This window comes from Collimonas sp., from assembly GCF_039923675.1.
GTDB lineage: Bacteria > Pseudomonadota > Gammaproteobacteria > Burkholderiales > Burkholderiaceae_D > Collimonas.
In genome coordinates this window covers 59,407-78,173 of sequence record NZ_JBDTCG010000056.1, presented here as the reverse complement: position 1 = coordinate 78,173, position 18,767 = coordinate 59,407, and the positions used below count along the sequence as shown (strand labels likewise).

At 57.5% G+C, this 18,767-nt stretch carries 17 protein-coding genes and 2 tRNA genes; 7 read left to right on the top strand and 12 right to left on the bottom strand.

Annotated elements, in window-relative coordinates; genetic code table 11:
* From ABI171_RS11685 to ABI171_RS11675, 3 genes are all read right to left on the bottom strand, one after another.
* Positions 1-891 carry a branched-chain amino acid ABC transporter permease gene (locus ABI171_RS11685; protein WP_348092729.1) on the bottom strand — a complete coding sequence of 297 codons (891 nt, stop codon included), beginning with the start codon at positions 889-891 and terminating at the stop codon, positions 1-3.
* 174 nt (positions 892-1,065) lie between these two features.
* Positions 1,066-2,223 (bottom strand): ABC transporter substrate-binding protein, encoded by a 1,158-nt coding sequence (locus ABI171_RS11680; RefSeq protein WP_348092728.1) that lies wholly within the window; start codon positions 2,221-2,223, stop codon positions 1,066-1,068.
* Between the two features lie 394 nt (positions 2,224-2,617).
* The gene (locus ABI171_RS11675) at positions 2,618-2,821 is read right to left on the bottom strand and encodes a cold-shock protein (RefSeq protein WP_014005790.1); all 204 of its coding nucleotides are present in this window, start codon (positions 2,819-2,821) and stop codon (positions 2,618-2,620) included.
* A gap of 358 nt (positions 2,822-3,179) precedes the next feature.
* Between ABI171_RS11675 and ABI171_RS11670 the strand changes: the two genes are divergently transcribed.
* From ABI171_RS11670 to ABI171_RS11660, 3 genes are all read left to right on the top strand, one after another.
* The gene (locus ABI171_RS11670) at positions 3,180-4,763 is read left to right on the top strand and encodes an ABC transporter substrate-binding protein (RefSeq protein WP_348092727.1); all 1,584 of its coding nucleotides are present in this window, start codon (positions 3,180-3,182) and stop codon (positions 4,761-4,763) included.
* Between the two features lie 101 nt (positions 4,764-4,864).
* The gene (locus tag ABI171_RS11665; RefSeq protein WP_348092726.1) at positions 4,865-6,166 is read left to right on the top strand and encodes an MFS transporter; all 1,302 of its coding nucleotides are present in this window, start codon (positions 4,865-4,867) and stop codon (positions 6,164-6,166) included.
* A 181-nt stretch (positions 6,167-6,347) separates the two neighbouring features.
* Positions 6,348-7,397, top strand: coding sequence for an NADP(H)-dependent aldo-keto reductase (locus ABI171_RS11660; RefSeq protein WP_348092725.1), 1,050 nt, complete (start codon positions 6,348-6,350; stop codon positions 7,395-7,397).
* A gap of 73 nt (positions 7,398-7,470) precedes the next feature.
* Here the strand turns inward: ABI171_RS11660 and ABI171_RS11655 are convergent, their stop codons facing one another.
* The 5 genes from ABI171_RS11655 to ABI171_RS11635 all read right to left on the bottom strand — a co-directional run bounded on the left by ABI171_RS11655 (position 7,471) and on the right by ABI171_RS11635 (position 11,963).
* Entirely contained in the window at positions 7,471-8,490 is a 1,020-nt protein-coding gene (locus tag ABI171_RS11655; RefSeq protein WP_348092724.1) for a bile acid:sodium symporter family protein, read from the bottom strand.
* A 181-nt stretch (positions 8,491-8,671) separates the two neighbouring features.
* Entirely contained in the window at positions 8,672-10,024 is a 1,353-nt protein-coding gene (locus ABI171_RS11650; RefSeq protein ID WP_348092723.1) for a 4Fe-4S binding protein, read from the bottom strand.
* Positions 10,025-10,079: 55 nt separating this feature from the next.
* Positions 10,080-10,910 (bottom strand): FTR1 family protein, encoded by an 831-nt coding sequence (locus ABI171_RS11645; RefSeq protein ID WP_348092722.1) that lies wholly within the window; start codon positions 10,908-10,910, stop codon positions 10,080-10,082.
* A gap of 129 nt (positions 10,911-11,039) precedes the next feature.
* Positions 11,040-11,375, bottom strand: coding sequence for a cupredoxin domain-containing protein (locus ABI171_RS11640; RefSeq protein WP_348092964.1), 336 nt, complete (start codon positions 11,373-11,375; stop codon positions 11,040-11,042).
* A 45-nt stretch (positions 11,376-11,420) separates the two neighbouring features.
* Entirely contained in the window at positions 11,421-11,963 is a 543-nt protein-coding gene (locus tag ABI171_RS11635) for an iron transporter (RefSeq protein WP_348092721.1), read from the bottom strand.
* Positions 11,964-12,257: 294 nt separating this feature from the next.
* Here ABI171_RS11635 and ABI171_RS11630 point away from each other — a divergent pair.
* Positions 12,258-12,334: transfer RNA gene (locus tag ABI171_RS11630), tRNA-Arg, on the top strand.
* A gap of 84 nt (positions 12,335-12,418) precedes the next feature.
* Positions 12,419-12,495: transfer RNA gene (locus tag ABI171_RS11625), tRNA-Arg, on the top strand.
* Positions 12,496-12,584: 89 nt separating this feature from the next.
* Here ABI171_RS11625 and ABI171_RS11620 read toward each other — a convergent pair.
* Both ABI171_RS11620 and ABI171_RS11615 read right to left on the bottom strand, forming a co-directional pair.
* Positions 12,585-14,456, bottom strand: a complete 1,872-nt coding sequence (locus tag ABI171_RS11620; RefSeq protein WP_348092720.1) for an aspartyl protease family protein — start codon at positions 14,454-14,456, stop codon at positions 12,585-12,587.
* Positions 14,457-14,842: 386 nt separating this feature from the next.
* Entirely contained in the window at positions 14,843-15,133 is a 291-nt protein-coding gene (locus ABI171_RS11615; RefSeq protein ID WP_348092719.1) for a hypothetical protein, read from the bottom strand.
* 185 nt (positions 15,134-15,318) lie between these two features.
* On the opposite strand from ABI171_RS11615, the gene ompR reads away from it, so the two are divergent.
* Both ompR and ABI171_RS11605 read left to right on the top strand, forming a co-directional pair.
* Complete coding sequence (gene ompR, locus ABI171_RS11610; RefSeq protein WP_348092718.1) at positions 15,319-16,074, top strand: two-component system response regulator OmpR; 756 nt, start codon at positions 15,319-15,321, stop codon at positions 16,072-16,074.
* A gap of 111 nt (positions 16,075-16,185) precedes the next feature.
* Positions 16,186-17,466, top strand: a complete 1,281-nt coding sequence (locus tag ABI171_RS11605) for an ATP-binding protein (RefSeq protein WP_348092963.1) — start codon at positions 16,186-16,188, stop codon at positions 17,464-17,466.
* A gap of 2 nt (positions 17,467-17,468) precedes the next feature.
* Here ABI171_RS11605 and ispF read toward each other — a convergent pair whose 3' ends face one another.
* Both ispF and ispD read right to left on the bottom strand, forming a co-directional pair.
* Positions 17,469-17,954, bottom strand: coding sequence for a 2-C-methyl-D-erythritol 2,4-cyclodiphosphate synthase (gene ispF, locus ABI171_RS11600; protein WP_348092717.1), 486 nt, complete (start codon positions 17,952-17,954; stop codon positions 17,469-17,471).
* Positions 17,951-18,676 (bottom strand): 2-C-methyl-D-erythritol 4-phosphate cytidylyltransferase, encoded by a 726-nt coding sequence (gene ispD, locus ABI171_RS11595; protein ID WP_348092716.1) that lies wholly within the window; start codon positions 18,674-18,676, stop codon positions 17,951-17,953. The genes ispF and ispD overlap by 4 nt, the downstream gene beginning before the upstream one ends.
* Between the last annotated feature and the right edge of the window lie 91 nt (positions 18,677-18,767).

Below are 18,767 nucleotides of genomic sequence, written 5' to 3'. Positions count from 1 at the left end.
TCACACCTTCTTGATCGCTGTCTTGCCGAACAGGCCCGCCGGCTTGATCGCCAGCACCAGCAGCAACAGCACCAGGCCGGGCACTTCCTTGTAGCCGGTGGAAATATAGAAGCCGGTCAATGTCTCGGCGATTCCCAGAATCAGGCCGCCGACAATCGCCCCCATGCCGGATGTCAGGCCACCGATAATCGCCACCGCGAAAGCCTTCAGGCCGAGCGAGGTACCCATGGTGGCGCCGGTCAGCGTCAGCGGCGCCACCAGTACGCCGGCGAAAGCGGCGGTGGCCGACGACAAGGCATACGAAAACGTGATCACCATGCTGGTGTTGATGCCCATCAGTCCGGCCGCATCGCGATCATTCGAGGTGGCGACCACCGCCTTGCCATAGATCGATTTACGATTGAACAGCTCGACCGCCAGCATCATCGCCAGCGCGCCCAGCACCACCACCACCTGCATCGGCTGGACATTGGCGCCGAATACCTGGAACGGCGTGGAAGACAGCGGCGACGGAAAAGTCAGGTCGTCCTTGCCCCAGATGTTTTCAGCGACGTTCTTGAAGATAATCGCCAACGCGATGGTCGACATGATCCAGCCGAATTCCGATTTGATCTTGAGCGCCGGACGCACGCCGATCCACTCGACCACTGCGCCTTGCAGCGCGCCGAACACGATCACCACCGGAATCATCAGCCAGTAGTTCAGATAAGGGCCGCCATGGATATTGCCGACCAGGCTAAGACCGACCAGGGCGCCTAGCATCAAGGCTTCGCCCTGGCCGAAATTGAGGGTGCCGGAAGTGGCGAATGTGAGTTGATAACCGAAAGCGATCACCGCGTAGATCATGCCAAGCGCGATGCCGCTGAAGACGAGTTGCAGCAGAATTTCCATGATGGGTCCGAGAGAATGCGCCAAGTAGAGCAAAAAAAGCAACGACCGCGCTATGGCAAAGCGGCGCTAGCGTTTGACGAAACAAATCCAGCCCGCAAGCAGCACAGGCTGGAACATAAACGCATCAGACAGATTATTTGCCGGCCGCCGCCATCGCGGCACGCCGGCCTCCTGTCACTTGGCTAACACTACGCGGCCATTCCTGACCTCGCCGATCACCACCATGCTTGGCTTGATCGCTTCATGTTCGTCGCGGGTGTACGGCTTGTTATAGGTTGTCACCACTCCCTCGACCGCGCCATTCAGGCTTTCCAGCGCCTCACGCACCTTGACGCCGTCGGTGCTGCCGGCTTGCTTGATTGCAGCAACCAGCAGGTAGACAGAGTCGTACCCTTGAGCCGCAGAAACCGGCGATGGAATGCGGTCCACCTTGTAGGCTTTTTGATAGGCATCGATGAAAGCCTTGCGTTTAGGCGTGCTGGGATCCTGGATAAAGGTTTGCGGCATGCGCGCGCCTTCTCCATTCTTGCCGGCATTGTCGATGAAATTTCCCATCGATAATGTCCAGCTGCCGATGATAGGCACTTTCCAGTTGAGTTTTTCCATGCCGTTGGCAATCTGCGCCAACTCAGGGCCGATGCCATAGGTCAGCACCACTTCGGCGCCGCCCTGCTTCGCCTTCAGCAGCTGGGCCGTCATGTCGACGTCTTTCAGATTGTATTTCTCGACGGCGACCGGCTTGATGCCCTTGGCGGCCAGCGCGCGCTCCAGGTCTTCCCGCCCGAGCTGACCGTAGTTGGTCGAGTCAGCCAGAATCGCGACTTTGGTGTGCTTTTGGCGAATCACCGCTTCATCGACAATCATCGCCGACTGGATGCTGTCGTTGGCGGCATTACGGAACACGTAGTTATCCTTGTACTCCGGCGCGACAAATTGCTTGGTGACGATGGTGCCGGTGGCAACGTTATCCATGACAGGAATCTTGGCTTCCTGGTAGAAACGCTGCGAAGCCAGGGCGACGCCGGTATTGATGAAGCCAACCGTGCCAACCACTTTTTCCTTATTGATCAATTCCTGGGCAATCTGGACGCCGCGTTCGTTCTTGGCTTCGTCATCACGCTCGATCAGTTGCAATTGGCGCCCCAACACCCCGCCCTTGGCGTTGATATCGGCTACCGCCAGCTTGACGCCGTCGCGCATGGAAACACCCATCGGCGCCGAACCGCCGGTGAAAGGCCCGCTGACGCCAATCTTGATAGGATCCGCCGCCATCGTCGCCAACGACCAACTCATCAGCGCTGCCGCCACACACGCTTTGCCTATGGTGTTCATGTTCTCTCCTCGATATTTTTTATAAGATAAGCGCCGGCACACATCGATACCGAAGCACTCGGTTAAGGTAAAACATCATCCAGCTTACTGTAAAAAATTGCCATCTGTATACAGACTTCTCCAGCATTTCAGGCCACGCTTACAGCTTCCTGACAACTGCCAGTCTTTGATGTCTTATAGTGCCTGTTGCCGCCTGCATTGCGATGGGTATCGGGGGACATATCGAAAGGGATTTTGGCAGGAATATCGAGAAAAGTATCGCGATATTCCATGGGAACATTACGGTTAAGGATGACGGCCAGGGATGACAGCCAAGCATTGCGATTGCTACAGACGAAAAAAATCCCCGGCGAACCGGGGATTTTTGCGATGCTGATTCAGCGACTAAATTTAATTAGATGGCTTGAATGTTCGAAGCTTGCTTACCCTTTGGGCCAGCAGTAACTTCGAAAGAAACGCGTTGGTTCTCTTGCAGCGACTTGAAGCCGGAAGAATTGATTGCGGAGAAGTGAGCGAACAGATCTTCACCACCTTCGTCAGGAGTAATAAAGCCAAAACCCTTCGAATCATTGAACCACTTTACGATACCAGTTGCCATTACATTTCCTATTTCAGTTAAGTTGGGCTGTCGCCCGTTAGATCGTTTGAAGCAAGAAAGAAATGACAGACTAATACTGCACTACTAGCTCGAATCTTAAACGATGTCTCATTATAACCGATAATTTTATTAAAAGCACAGGGTAAGCAAATAAAAGTTGCGTCGAGAGAAAGAGTTGCATTTTCGATTGCAATCCTCGGACACGTTTAACCTTGCTGCGCCGATCTTCGGCCGAGCCTTGGCGGCATGCCTTATATAACTAAAACACATAACAAAAAGAAATTATTGTGTTTTGATAATTATATTAGCCACCATAGAATGGGGGGACCGCTTTAATTCATCACGATTGGGAGATCGCATGCTTCAGCTTTACAGAAAAAAAGTCCTCGTCCTGGCTTTTGCCGGCCTGAGCGCACTGGCCTCTTTGGGCCCTGCGGCCAGCTACGCCGCAGATCTGAAGATCGGATTATATGCCGATGTGTCCACCCTGGACCCGCATTTCAATAATATAGCGCCGAATATCTCGCTTTCGTCGCATTTGTTCGATGCCTTGGTGAATGTCGACGCCAACGGCCAGCTGATTCCGGGTCTTGCCATTTCCTGGAAAGCCATCGATCCGCTGACCTGGGAATTCAAGCTGCGCCATGGCGTCAAATTCAGCGACGGCTCCGACCTGACCGCGGAAGACGTTGTATTTTCGCTGGACCGCCCGGCCACCCTGACCACCAGCCCCGGACCATTTACCAGCTACACCAAGCAAATTGTCAGTAAGCAGGTAGTCGACCCGTATACAGTGCGCCTGAAAACCGCCACGCCTTATGGCCCGCTGGCGCTGGATGTCAGCACGATTTTCATCGTCTCCAAGCAAGCTGCGCAAAACGCCACGACCGAGGATTTCAACAGTGGCAAGGCGCTCGTGGGCACCGGCCCGTTTAAATTTTCCAGCTTCAAACGCGGCGACCGTATCGAACTGGTCCGCAACGATGCTTATTGGGGCGAGAAACCGGTATGGGACAAGGTCACGTTCCGCATCCTGACCTCCGATGGCGCGCGCCTGGCAGCCTTGCTGGCAGGTGAAGTCGACGCCATCGAAAACGTGCCGCCTGCCGACCTGGCCAAGCTGAAGACCAATCCGAAATTCACACTGGCGCAAAAAATATCCTGGCGCACCATCTTCTGGACCCTGGACCAGTCGCGCGACAAGTCGCCTGACGTTACCGATAAAGATGGCAAACCGTTGGACAAGAACCCGCTGAAAGACGTACGCGTGCGGCAAGCGATTTCCAAGGCCATCAACCGCCAGGCGCTGGTCGACCGCACCCTGGAAGGACTGGCGGTGCCGGCCTCGAATATCGTCGCCCCCGGCATCCTGGGTTATGCCGAGGCGCTCAAGGTAGAAAAATACGATCCCGAAGGCGCCAAGAAACTGCTGGCGGCGGCCGGCTACCCCAACGGCTTCGGCATCACGCTGCATGGCCCCAACAACCGTTACATCAATGACGAACGCGTGGTGCAGACGGTGGCGCAATTCCTGAACCGGGTCGGCATCCAGGCCAAGGTGGAAACGCTGCCGCTGGCGGTCTACTTCGGCAAGGCGCGCGCCGGCGACTACAGCGCCGCGCTGCTGGGCTGGGGCACGCTGGCCGGCGACTTCGGCTTGCGCACTCTGCTCGGCACCACCAATCCGGATACTGGCTGGGGCTCCTGGAACTGGGGCAAATACAGTAATCCGAAGCTAGACCAGCTGGTGCAATCCTCGTTAGCCTCGGTCGACCAGAAGCAACGCCAGGATTTTGCGCGCCAGGGCGCCGTGCTAGCGCTCAACGACTACGCGCTGATTCCCCTGTATCACCAATACGCTACCTGGGCGCTGCGCAAGGGCTTGAAGTACACGCCGCGCACGGATGAATTTACATTTGCCCACCAATTTCACCCCGAATAGCCACACACCAGAAAAAAGCCGCTGAAGACAGCGGCTTTTTTTATCGGATCGGCATATCCTATGCCCTCTCCTCGCACCGACACTGCTACCGTTACCGAACAATGACCGCCCCCGCTGCTGCCCCAGACCCCGCCCCTGAAACCGAATCCGTCCTGCGCCATCGCCCGTTTACCCTGTTCTGGGGCGCACGCGTTGCTTCCACTGTCGCCAACCAGATGCAGATCGTTGCGGTCGGCTGGCAGGTTTATCAACTGACGCATAGCGCCTTCGATCTCGGCATGGTCGGGCTGGTACAGTTTCTGCCAGCCCTGTTCCTGGCGCTGGTGGTCGGCCATGTCGCCGACCGCTACGACCGCCGCAAGATTGCCCGTATCTGCCTGTTTATCGAAGGCCTGGCTGCCGCCGCGCTGGCCATCGGCAGTTACCATGGCTGGCTGACCAAGGAAGCGATCTTTGCGATTGTGTTCGTGATCGGCGCCACCCGCGCTTTTGAATCGCCCACCTTGCAGGCGCTGGTGCCTGGCCTGGTGCCGCCAAGATTGCTGCCGCGCGCCATCGCCTGGTCGGCATCGGCCACGCAAACCGCGGTGATCATCGGCCCGGCGCTGGGCGGCTTCATGTATGTACTCGGACCAAGCGCGGTGTATACCAGTAGCAGCGTCCTGTTCATCGGCGCCAGCCTGCTGGTATCGCTGATCCGGATTGAAAGCGTCTTGCCACGGCGCGAACCCGCCACCGTCAAATCCTTGCTGGCGGGGATTGCCTTCATTAAAAGCAGGCCGGCGATTCTCGGCGCCATTTCGCTGGATTTGTTCGCCGTGCTGCTCGGCGGCGCCACCGCATTGCTGCCGATTTATGCGCACGACATTCTCGCCACCGGCCCGCTAGGCCTGGGCCTGCTGCGTTCAGCGCCGGCGGTAGGCGCCCTGTCTACCGCGATTTTCCTGGCGCGCCGACCGCTGAGCCGGCGTGTCGGCCGCACCATGTTTACCGCGGTCGCCATTTTCGGCCTGGCGACCATGGTGTTTGCGCTGTCGCACTGGTTTATCTTGTCGCTGGCGGCGCTGGCGGTGCTCGGCGCTTCCGACATGATCAGCGTAGTGGTGCGCTCTTCCTTCGTCCAACTGGAAACGCCGGATCATATGCGCGGCCGCGTCAGCGCGGTCAATTCGGTGTTCATCGGTACCTCGAATCAGCTTGGCGAATTTGAATCCGGCGTTACCGCTGCCTGGCTCGGTCCGGTGCATGCGGTTCTGCTCGGCGGCATCGGCACCATCGTGGTAGTGGTGCTTTGGATACGGCTGTTTCCGACCTTGTTCGGTCTGGACCGGTTGCCGAATCCGCATGCGGCAACCAATACTGCCCCCGCCGCGCCAGCCGCCGTCGCGACCAAAACCAGCTGACCCGAGGCCTGCAGCCAGAGGCGCTTGCGCGCTATACTGCATATCCCCGTCAGAGTAAGGCGCGCGGCCCGGTTGTTACGATTATTGCGCCAGGCGGCCACTGATGCCGGTAGTAGATGCACTACCCCGCATTTTCGCAAACCATTCAATTATTTTTCTGCCCGCAGCAAAGGAAGCATCAATGCAATATCGTGAACTCGGACACAGTAATCTTAACGTCAGCCTGATAACGCTAGGCACCATGACCTGGGGCGAACAAAACAACGAAGCGGAAGCCCATGCGCAAATCGACCTGGCGCTGGCGCACGGCGTCAACCTGATCGATACCGCGGAAATGTATCCGGTGCCGCCGCGCGCAGAGACGCAAGGCTCGACCGAACGCTATGTCGGCAGCTGGCTGAAAAAATCCGGCAAGCGCGACCAGGTAATGATTGCCACCAAGGCAACCGGACCGGCACGCAAGCCGCACAATCCGCGCCATGTGCGCGGCGGCGTCAACAATTTCGACCGCAAGGGATTGACTGAAGCGCTGAATGGCAGCCTGGAACGGCTGCAGACGGATTACGTCGATCTCTACCAATTGCATTGGCCGGACCGTAGCGTCAATTGCTTCGGCACACAGAACTACACGCACATTGCCGATGAAGACACGGTGCCGATCGAGGAAACGCTGACCATCCTGGCCGATTTCATCAAGGCCGGCAAGGTGCGCCATATCGGGATTTCGAATGAAACGCCGTGGGGGATTGCGCAGTTTCTGAGAGCATCTGAAAAATTCGACTTGCCGCGCGTGGTCAGCATTCAAAACCCGTACAGCCTGCTCAATCGGACTTTTGAAATCGGTCACTCGGAATTTTCATACCGCGAGCAAATCGGCCTGCTGGCTTATTCGCCGCTCGCCTTTGGCGTGCTGTCGGGGAAATATCTGGATGGCGCCAAGCCGGCTGCCGGCCGCCTGACTTTATTCGAGCGCTTCAGCCGCTATACCAATCCCCAAGTCAACCGGGTGATCGGCGACTATGTCGCGCTGGCGAAAAAGCACGGCCTTGATCCGGCGCAAATGGCGCTGGCTTTCGTCAACAGCCGCGGTTTCTTGACCAGCAATATCATTGGCGCGACGACGATGGCGCAGCTACAGAGCAACCTGGACAGCGTGAACCTCACACTGGATGAAGAAATCTTGCGCGCGATTGAAGCGATTCATGCGCGCCAACCCAACCCCGCTCCGTAAGCTGTAGATTTCAATGTCAGCACCCGCCGAAAGAACACAGCATCCGTCCGACGCTGTGTTCTTCCGGCCTGTTTCAATCTTCCGGGCTGACGTCGGACCACACAGGTCCCGGACCCGCCGCCATTATTTCTACCGGACGGCTGGCGTAACGCTTCGCCAGCACGGCGCAGACCATCAATTGAATCTGGTGGAACAGCATCAACGGCAACACGATCATACCGACGGTATGTCCCGCAAACAAGACCTTTGCCATCGGCACGCCGCTCGCCAGGCTTTTCTTCGAGCCGCAAAACACAATCGTGATTTCATCTTCCTTGTTGAAACCCATGCGCCGGCTGGCGAAGGTGGCGATGGTCAGCATCGCGAACAACAGCAGCGACACCACCACGATCAAGCCAAGCAGTGAAACCGGCGGCAATTGCTGCCACAATCCCTGCACCACCGCTTCGCTGAAGGCCGTGTAGACCACCAGCAGGATCGAGCCCTGGTCGACTATCTTCAATATGATTTTATGCTTTTCGAGCCAGCCGCTGATCCAGCGCCGCGCAATCTGGCCGGCGATAAAAGGCACCAGCAACTGCAACACGATATTCATGATGGAATCGAACGAGCCCTTGCCCTGCCCATGCGCCACCACCACCAGCCCGACCAGCACCGGCGTCAGGAAAATACCCAGCAGATTCGAGGCCGAGGCGCTGCAGACCGCGGCAGGCACGTTGCCGCGCGCGACCGAGGTAAAGGCGATCGACGATTGCACGGTCGACGGCAAAGTGCATAAGAACAGGATGCCCAGATACAGGTCGGGCGTCACCAACGGCAGCAATGCCGGCTTGAGCACCAGCCCCAGCAGCGGGAATAGAACGAAAGTGGCGAGCAGCACCGTCAGATGCAGACGCCAATGCAATGCGCCCTGCACCACCGCCTCGCGCGACAATTTGGCGCCATGCAGGAAAAACAGCAGACCGATGGCCAGCGTGGTGATCAGATTGAAGGACACCGCGACCTGGCCCCTGCAAGGGACGAGACTGGCGATAAGAACGGTGGTAACCAGCAACAACGTGAAGTTGTCAGGTAAAAAGCGTGGGCGAACCATGATAGAGGAAACGTGAGCCAAAGTTGAAAAAGCGGTTCCCGGATGGCGACGGCATGCTCTCCTTATTGATCCGGAGAGCATACCGACGCGCCAAATGTGGACGGGACAACAACCACATTTTACGCACTAACCACGGCAAACACTGAAGATTGTTGGTTTTGGTACTGGTAACGATGGGGATTTACCACAGCCAGAACATCAGCAGCCACGCAAAGTCGACCAGAGCCAAACCGGCGATGACTGGCGTCATGCTGAATAAGCGGCGGCCGAACGATGTCGTATAACGCCCGGTAACGCGCCAGGCCAGCCATACGCTCCATAAGGTGGTGGCGATCAGCAGGATGGCTCGCAAGTCGTTGGCCCAGAATATCGGCAGATGCTCGCCGCGCAGCAAACTGACCGTGGTGGCCGACAAGCCGACGAACACGCCGCAGCCGGCCAGCGGGATCGTGGCTTGCACCAGATGATTGAAACGCGCGCGGTCCCAGCCGCCGAGCACGCGGCTGCTCAGTGCGAACAGCACGGTGAGCGCGGTGCCAAGCACCAGGCCGGTAGTCAGGATATAAGCAATCACCAGCCCGCCGTCGAGCCAGCTGAAAACATCGTTCTGCGCCGGATAATTGGTAAACACCCACCACGGCGCATGCGTGTCGAAAGGCCACATGATGTCGCGGTCGATCAGCCAGGCCGCAATGGCTTGCTTGATCTGCACAAACCAGGGGCTGGCCGACCAGTGGAAGGCGCCAATGGCGATTCCCATCAGGCCGTACAAGGCTAAAGCGCTTTCCCACAGGCTGTTTTGCTGCTCGCCATGCCGGACGATTTCCTCGGTAGGCGCGCGCCAGGTCAGTTCGATGGCGTCGCGGTGACCGCTGCAACGGCCGCACATATGGCAATCCGCGGCGCCCTTCATGGCCCGCAACGGTACCAGTGGCGCGCAATTGACCGGAATGATCGTGCGGCCGCCAGTATGGCTTTGCGTGCCATACGAAGCGCGCCATGCCGTTTCATTGACCTTGTAGTGAAACGGCGCCAGCTTCGCCAGCAAGCCGAACACGCCATTCACCGGGCACAGGTATTTGCACCAGACCCGTTTGTCGCGGCCATACAGGTAACCGACGACGATGGCGCCGGCGGTAGAGCCGCCCAGCACCAGCAGCACGGCTTTAGGATATTGATAGACGCTGACCATCTGGCCGTAAATGGTTGTCAGCGCGAACGCCACGAACGGCCAGCCGCCCCAGCGCATCCAGTGGGGAATCGCCTTGCCCAGGCCGTGGCGGCTGGCGAACTCGGTCAACGCCCCTTCGGGACACAGCACCCCGCACCAGACGCGCCCCATCAGCACCATGCTGATCAGCACGAACGGCCACCAGATACCCCAGAAGGCAAATTGCGCGATCAGGGTCAGGTTCGACCAGATATGTGCAGTCTCATCCGGCAGCGGCAGAAAGATCGGCACCAGGATCAGGAAGCCGTAGAGCAGCACAATCCCCCACTGCACCCAGCGAATCAGTTTCGCATGATCCCGCATCCAGTCAGCCGTACGGGAGAGTCGCGTTTGAGGAATTGCACAAGTAGTCATCAGATCATTTCGCGGGGGTTGCCCGGGGCCGGGCGCGCTTCAGGAACAACAGGACTGCCACCCAATAAGCCGCGTACACCAACAGGCTCATCAACGCCGGTTGTGCGCGGTAGCCGGTCAGGGTGGATACCAGGTTGCCGAATGTCGTCGTATCGTCGAGCAAGCGCGAACTGTCCCAGACCGGATCGATCAGTGTCGGAATAATATCCAGCGACATCAGACGTTCGATGCCGGTCAGCAACAGGCCGGCAGCCAGGAACAACAAGATGATTTCAGTAACTTGGAAGAAGCGGCGCCAAGAAAAAATTCTACCACCGAGCTGCAACAGATAGAAGGTCAGGAACGCCAGCGCAAAGCCGAGCACCGCCGCCAGCAACATGGAACCGGCACCCTCGCTCTGTTGCGCCAAGCCGAGGCCGTACAGGAAAATCACGGTTTCGCTGCCCTCGCGCGCAATTGCCAGCGCCGCCAGCGTAAACACGCCCCACCAGCTGGCTTTCTGCATGTTTTCGCTGAGCGAGGATTCCATATCGCGCTTCAACGTGCGGCCATGCTTGCGCATCCAGAACACCATCTGCACGATCAGTATCGCCGCCAGGATCACCATGACGATCTGGAAATAATCCTGCGCATCGCCCGACAACAATTCGCTAAAGCCCAGTAACGCTGCGCCGAGGCCGATCGCGGCCAGGATGCCGACGCCGACGCCGCTCCACAGATAAGGCAAGCCGCGGCGCGCGTCCTCGCCTCCGTTTTTCAGCCACGCATGCAAAATACCTACTACCAGCAAGGCCTCGACGCTCTCGCGCCAGACGATGAATAATACCTGGCCCATCCCGAATCTCCAGTCAGTTGAGGACAGGACAGTTCGCCACCCGGCTTAGCCGGCAACTCCTGCATCCTGTCCCGCAATATCTACAAACACAAACGGCCCCTGCTTACAGCGGCTTTTATATAACAGGCTTTACTTGGCGACGATCACGCCCTGCGCAGTCGCATGAAAATCATCGAAAAACTTGTACTCGCCCGGCGACAGCGGTGCAATCACGACGAACGATTCCGCGCCGGGCGCCAACACTTTTTCCTTGCGTAGCTGGACGCTTTCAAATTCCACCGCCGACTTGCCGAGATTATGGATTTCGATTTTGATTTTCTTACCGGCCGGGACTTCAATCCGCGCCGGATTCAACATACCATCCTTCATTTCCAGTCTGAAGGTCGGCAAGTCGGCAGCGATTGCAACAGCCGCAGTAAAAAACAGGCCAAGACCCAACAAGCCGCGCACTTTAACAAACACCATGGCCATGCTCTCCGATCGAAATTTCACGAGAGGTTTCATGAGAGATTAGTACCCGCCCTTTTTACCAACGCCGGCAAAGACGAAATCGTTGTCCACTTCAAACGGCTTGAACCAGGCGCCGACGCCGGTTTCCTTGTCGACATGGCGGCCAAAGTGCGCGCCGGCATTCGCCGACGGCGGCGAGATGATCATCTTCAACGTGTATTTGCCCGGCCCCGCCAGTTTGACGTTGTCGCCGTAATGCGGACCATCGCTGGCCACCATCGGCATCATGTCGCCCTTGATGACTTGGGGCGAGCCGGCTTTGACGAATTCGTAAGAAATGACCAGGTCGGGCATCCAGTCGCCTTCGGCAAAACCGTTGGGATTATTCTTCACTGCATGAATGTCGGCTTCGAGATGGATGTCCGACAGTTCCGCCTTGCGCATCATGCCTTCCGGCTCCATTTTGATCGGCTGAAGATAAACAGCGGCAACCTCAAGACCGTTCATGATTTGCTGCTTGCCGATCGGATATTCGGCAGCTGTTGCAGCGCCTGCAATACCAAGGGATAACAGCACGGCTGCAGTGATTATTTTTACCTTCATGTGATCGACCCTCTTTTAAAACAACAAATGATAATGATTATTGTTTAATTATAGCACTCGACGACTTTGCTTATTGCCCCGGCGCCGAAGGCTGTCCATAGCAGGAAATCGGAAATAAAAAGACGGCAAATTCAAAATAAAGCTTCCCATTTTGCAACGATTCAGGCATAGTAACGGACTTGGTTGAGCGCAAGCAGAAAAAAAGGTTTCCTCTGCAATCGATTGAAAATATGGCATTTTTAAATATTTTTTCTCTTCCAAATTAAACAAAGCTAATATATAATTTTGTTTTTCGCGGCTGTAGCTCAGCTGGATAGAGTACTTGGCTACGAACCAAGGGGTCGTGGGTTCGATTCCTGCCAGCCGCACCAGCAATTCCGAGGGGTTGCAAGAGAAATCTTGCAACCCCTTTCTCAATATAAGTATAAGAATACAAGTAGTGGATTTTAGTTTTTGCGGCTGTAGCTCAGCTGGATAGAGTACTTGGCTACGAACCAAGGGGTCGTGGGTTCGATTCCTGCCAGCCGCACCAGTAGTACAAGGGGTTGCAAGAGAGATCTTGCAACCCCTTTCTGGTTTACATCGCGTTTTTTCTACCTGCTCGCAGCCGTCCGGGCATGCCTATACCTGGTCGGCAAGCACCAGAGTCAGGGTTCGCTCGCTTCCCTTGCCGCCGCTGCCCTTCACACCGAGGACAAATTTTGTGCCAGGCGCACTTTTGAATTCCTCGCGCAGATCGTAAAGGGCCGTGTCTTTTGCCGGCTTGCCGTTGACACTGGCAATTTCATCCCCCACCGCAAGGCCGATACGCGCTGCCGCACTCTGGCCGGCGACATCGCCCACCATGATGTCGCCGCCCTCGGCCCTCGAGATCCACAAGCCGGAGCGATCAAAAGCTTGCGGCTTGCCAGCCAACTGGTTGGGTTGCAGCCAAATGTTCTGGTGAGCGTAGTCGAAAGTCACGGTGAACTGCTTGAGCAGATCGCCGCCGATATTGCCCGCAGTGCGCGTGGCGTTCGCAGCGCCGCCCTTATCCGCGATGAGTTCCGTCACCGGCGCTTCGATCGCAACCGGCCCCAGCGTAAGTTTGCCGGCTCTCGCCAACAGTGCCTTGGACGGACCGCCAACGCCATAACCTACGGTCGCCTTGCGGGTCGCGTGGTATTTGTCCACCAGTCCGTTGGCGTCGGCGAATGCGCGCATGACAATGAGTGCGCCGCGCGAACCTGTGTCGATCTCGAACTCCCCGGGGAATCCGTCCAGCGTGCCCGCCACCATTGGTATATGGCCGTCAAAAGTAAAGGCGATCACCGGTACATCCTTCGGCGGATGAAACACCTCTTGTTTGGTGAAGGTCAGGGTGCGCTTCGCGTAGTCGATCGTGAGCACCGCGCGTTTCACGAATTCATAGCCCAGCAGCCCTGCCGATTTGATCCCTTCGATCGCACCCCACCCGGTTGAATTTTCAGTGCCAAAGACCTGATCCGGAAGCGTCAATCCGCCCAGCGAAACGCTGTTAACCTTGGCCAGACCGAAATCCTCGATCTTGTCGCCGAAGCCGCCGCCAGGCAATGCACCCTCGACTGCAATGCCCAGCCCCTTGGCAGCACCGGTGTCGAGCATATTGGTGGCGCCAGTGTCGAAGACAAACAGTTGCGGGGCCGCGCCGTTGATGGAGGCTTCGACGTAGATGTGATTGTTCAGCAGGCGGAATGGCAAGGTCACGGAATCCTGCCCGGCCGGCCATTGCGCCGAATTCTTTGGCGGCGGTGGCGGCGCGTAACGGCTCTCCTGCCGCGCAGCCCCGAGAGTGATGGCGGCAACTTCGCCTACAGCGTCATATTTGGGATCGTTGCCGGTTCTTTGAATGGTTTTCCTTGGCAGCAGAATGCCGTCGGCCTTGGCAAAATCTGAAAAAATGTAGGCCACCGGCTGCACCCCGGTAAGCTGGATTTCACGCGCGACCAGATGGGTCGCAGGATCAAACCAGATTTCGAAAGGTTCCGCCCCTTTGGGCGTGAATTTCACCGACTCGTAGGTCTTGCCATCGGCCTGCCGGCTGCCGCTATAGGCCGCCGTGCCAGGAAAACGATTGGGAAACAGAAAGGCATAGCCGCCGCGATAAGCATCCTGGATTGCTATCGCGCTCGCCTCGGCGCTGCTCTCGACGCGGACCTCCTTGGTGGCGTCGGTGGTCCATGCCTGCTTGCCATCCCAGCCATTGCTGCCTGATGTCGGTCCGAGCACATAACTGCCGGTATTATGCAGCGAGCCGAGATCTTCCCAGGTTTCATAATTGCCGCTCAGGCCGCCGACCGAAATCTTGCCGGTTTCGTGCCACACCGCCGCCTTGTCCCACGCTTCGGCGCTACCCATGGCATCCCTTGCCGCCGTGATCAGGGTCTCGGCCTTGGATGGTTCCGCGACGACGTTGGCCGACGCCAGGACGGCCGCAACGGCAAATACAGGAGAAAGAAACACTAAACGGTTCATGTAATGCTCCAAAGAGATTGAAGTAAAAACCAGCCTTGTTTCATAAACAATTTACAGAGCAAGCCAAACGAATCATTGAAGCATCATTGCCATCAACATCGCCATCACTAACTCACGCCACCGCAATATTTGAGGACGGTAGCCGCCGTTTGCATGATAAAGTTGCCCGTGAGCACCAAATACCATTGAAAGATGGCCCTGTGTCGTAGCGCCGTATTTCAGAAAGAAAAGCTTTCATGCAAATCTTTTATTCGATTTCCGCTACTACCGAGTGCAATTGAACGCGTTGATGCGGAAGCCGCACAAAATGGCAGGCAATAAAAAACCGGCGATTCTCATCTCCGGTTCGTTGTGTCACATTTGCCGGCGTTCATCGCCGTACAGCATCAGCGCCGCTGCGGATAAATGTCGCGGCCCGCACGATCGATTTGCTGGCGCAACGCGCGCCGCTCATCCGGCGACATGCGGTTGCGTGCACTACCTTCGCCTTGTTCAGCATTACGCCCGCGATTTTGCCACTGCTCATCTGGCGCTGGGCCACGCCGTGGTTCATACTGAGATGGCGGCATACGACGCTCGCCACGCTCCTCAGGCACTCGGTCGGAACGTGCAGAGGCGCTCATTATTGCCGACAGCAACAATAAACAAACACTGATTTTCCGAAACATCATCATCATATGGACTTCTTCTGTGTATTCAGCTTCTGTGTATTCAAGCTAACGGTTAAGATTTAATCGTCACAAATTAAGTGTAAGCTCCCCCATTAATCGGCATAAGACGTTTTTGGTAAAGTTTGTAACACTTTGTAATCCATGGCTCCTAACTGTATTTTTGATGCGCACTCTGACGTTACCATATGACCATGACTACGATCAACACCCCGACACAAACACCCAACGCCCACCAACATAAAATTTTGGTGGTTGACGACGATATTCGATTGCGCGATCTGCTGCGACGCTATCTGACGGAGCAAGGCTTCCAGGTGGTCACAGCGGAGAACGCCCAAGCCATGAACAAGCTGTGGATACGCGAGCGCTACGATCTGCTCGTGCTTGACCTGATGCTGCCGGGCGAAGACGGCCTGGCGATCTGCCGCCGTTTGCGTGGCGCCGGCGACCAGACGCCGATCATCATGCTCACCGCCAAAGGCGAGGACGTGGACCGCATCGTCGGCCTGGAAATGGGCGCGGACGATTATCTGCCAAAACCATTCAATCCGCGCGAACTGGTTGCGCGTATCGGCGCCGTGCTGCGCCGCAAGGGTCCGGATGAACTGCCCGGCGCGCCATCGGAAACGCCGCAATCCTTCGAGTTCGGCGAATTCATCCTCGATCTCGGCACCCGCACCCTGAAAAAGAATGGCGAATCGATTCCCCTGACCACCGGCGAATTCTCGGTGCTCAAGGTGTTTGCGCGCCATGCACGGCAACCGTTGTCGCGTGAGAAGCTGATGGAGCTGGCACGCGGCCGCGAATACGAAGTATTCGACCGCAGCCTGGATGTGCAAATCTCGCGTCTGCGCAAACTGATCGAGCCGGATCCGGCCAGCCCGCTCTACATCCAGACGGTGTGGGGACTGGGTTATGTCTTCATTCCGGAAGGCCAGCCGCGTTGATGCCTGTTTGCGTAGCAAGGTCATCCAACAAGCGTTACCACGGGTGGCCTTGTGGCAGGAACTAACCGCTTGGCGTGGCTGAAAAGCGGTTTGCTGTGGCGGACCTTTTTCATGCTGGCATTCCTGATCACGGTCAGCATGGTGACCTGGATCGCCAGTTTCCGCATCGTCGAGCGCGGTCCGCGCGCACAGCAGCTGGCGGCGCAGATTATCTCGATCGTCACCATCACCCGCGCCGCCCTGACCCACTCCGCACCCGACTTGCGGCGCGAGCTGCTGTTCGACCTCGCCAGCAACGAGGGCATCCGCGTCTATCCGCTGGAAGACACCGACCAGATCGATCCCCCGACCGACGACGCCTTGATGCCCGACCTGGAAAAAGAAGTTCGCTCCAAGCTCGGCAACCAGACCCGTTTCTCTTCCAAGGTCAACGATATCAGCGGCTTCTGGGTCAGCTTCAAGATCGACGGCGATGAATACTGGCTGGTGCTCGATCGCGACCGGGTGGAACGCGGTTCCGGCGTGCAATGGCTGCAGTGGGCCAGCGTGGCGCTGATCCTGTCGCTGCTGGGAGCGATGTTTATTTCGACCCTGATCAACCAGCCGCTATCGCGCCTTACCGCCGCCACCCGGGCGGTCGCCAAAGGCTTGCAGCCCGAACCGCTGCCGGAAACCGGGCCGACCGAAATAGAAGAGGCCAACCGCAGCTTCAACCAGATGGTCAGCGACTTGCAGCGTATCGAATCCGACCGCGCGATCATCCTGGCCGGCATCTCGCATGATCTGCGCACGCCGCTGGCGCGCATGCTGCTGGAAGTGGAAATGGCGAACCTGTCGGACGATGCACGCACAGGCATGCAATCCGACCTGGCGCAAATGGACGGCATCATCGGCCAGTTCCTGCATTATGCCAAACCGACCGATACCAGCAGCTTTGAGAAGATCAACCTGAGCGAGCTGATCGACAACGTGGTGCAAACGGCGGAGCGCCAGGCTGACATCCGGATCAAGACCGATATCGCCCCCGGCATCCATATCTCCGGCAATGAAACCGAACTGCGGCGCGTGTTCAACAATGTCATCGAAAATTCCCGCCGCTACGGAAAAAAAGATGGCGACAACTGCGTCGATATCGATATCAGTTGCCAGCTGCGGCAAGATCGCGCAATCGTGAACATTGCTGATCACGGCCCGGGCATTCCAGACGGTGAAATAGACCGCTTGTTGCGGCCCTTCACCCGCCTCGACGTCGCCCGCGGGCAGGCCAACGGCTCAGGCCTGGGGCTGGCGATTGTCAGCCGCATCGTCAAGCAGCACGGCGGAAAATTGCGCGTCAGCAACCGTGAAGGCGGCGGGTTGAATACCCAGATTGAATTGCAGTTGAAAGCGTAAGGTTACAGCGGGAACAGCAACGCCACAGCCTCTGCAGCGATGCCTTCTTCCCGCCCCAGATAGCCCAGCTTCTCATTGGTCTTGGCCTTGACATTGACCTGGTTGACCGCAATACCGCAATCTTCAGCGATATGCGCCACCATTTGCGGAATATGCGGCGCCATTTTCGGCGCCTGGGCGATGATGGTTGAATCTATATTGCCGACCACATAGCCGGCGGCGGCGATCAAACGCACCGCCTCGCGCAGCAATTTGCGCGAATCGGCGCCGGCAAACCGCGCATCGGTGTCGGAAAAATGGCGGCCGATATCACCCAGCGCAGCCGCACCGAACAAGGCGTCGATAATCGCGTGCAACAAGACGTCGGCATCGGAATGCCCCAGCAAACCGGTTTTATGCGGAATCGTCACGCCGCCGATAATCAGCGGCCGTCCGGCTTGCAAAGCGTGGCAGTCATAACCCTGGCCGATGCGAAACTGTTGGTTCATAGGTTTTCCTTTAAATGCGTTTCCTTTAAAAACATCTCAGCCAACGCAACGTCGTGCGGCAGAGTCACCTTGAAATTACGCGGGCTGCCCTCGACCAGGCGCGGCTGCAGGCCCAGCAGCTCGACGGCGCCGGCTTCATCGGTCACCGCTTCGGCCAGGGTCAAGGCGCGCGTCAGCAGGCTGTAACGGAACATTTGCGGCGTTTGCGCCGCCCACAGCGCGCTGCGTTCGACGGTTTGCGCCACGCGGGCATTCTGGTCGCCGCGCTTCAAGGTATCGACCACCGGCAGCGCCAGCAATCCGCCCACCAAATCATCGCCCAGCGTCGTGATCAAATGTTCGATCAAGCCTTGGGTCAGGCCTGGCCGGGCAGCGTCGTGCACCAGCATCCAGTCTTCTTCACCTACCTGTTCCCGGATGGCCCGCAAACCGTTCAAGACGGAATCCCGGCGGCTGGCGCCGCCGTGAAACAGTACCGTCACCCGTCCCTGCAACTGCGGCGCCGCTGCCATCAGGTCGGCGATATAGCCATCATCAACGCTCACCACCACGAATACATGGCTAATCATGCTGGCCGCGGCAAAAGTGGTCAATACGTGCGTCAGCATCGCTTGTCCTGCCAGCGGCATATATTGCTTGGGAACAGCGGCCCCTAACCGGGCGCCAACGCCGGCGGCGGGAATCAGGGCAAAATAGCGAGGTAAATAGCGGGGTACATTCATGCGCAAGCTCAGGGGAATCGGCATTCAGGCTGGTGGTTTATAATGCGGCTCTGAATTTTAACTGTCAAATCAGGCACGTTGTGGCTTTTTT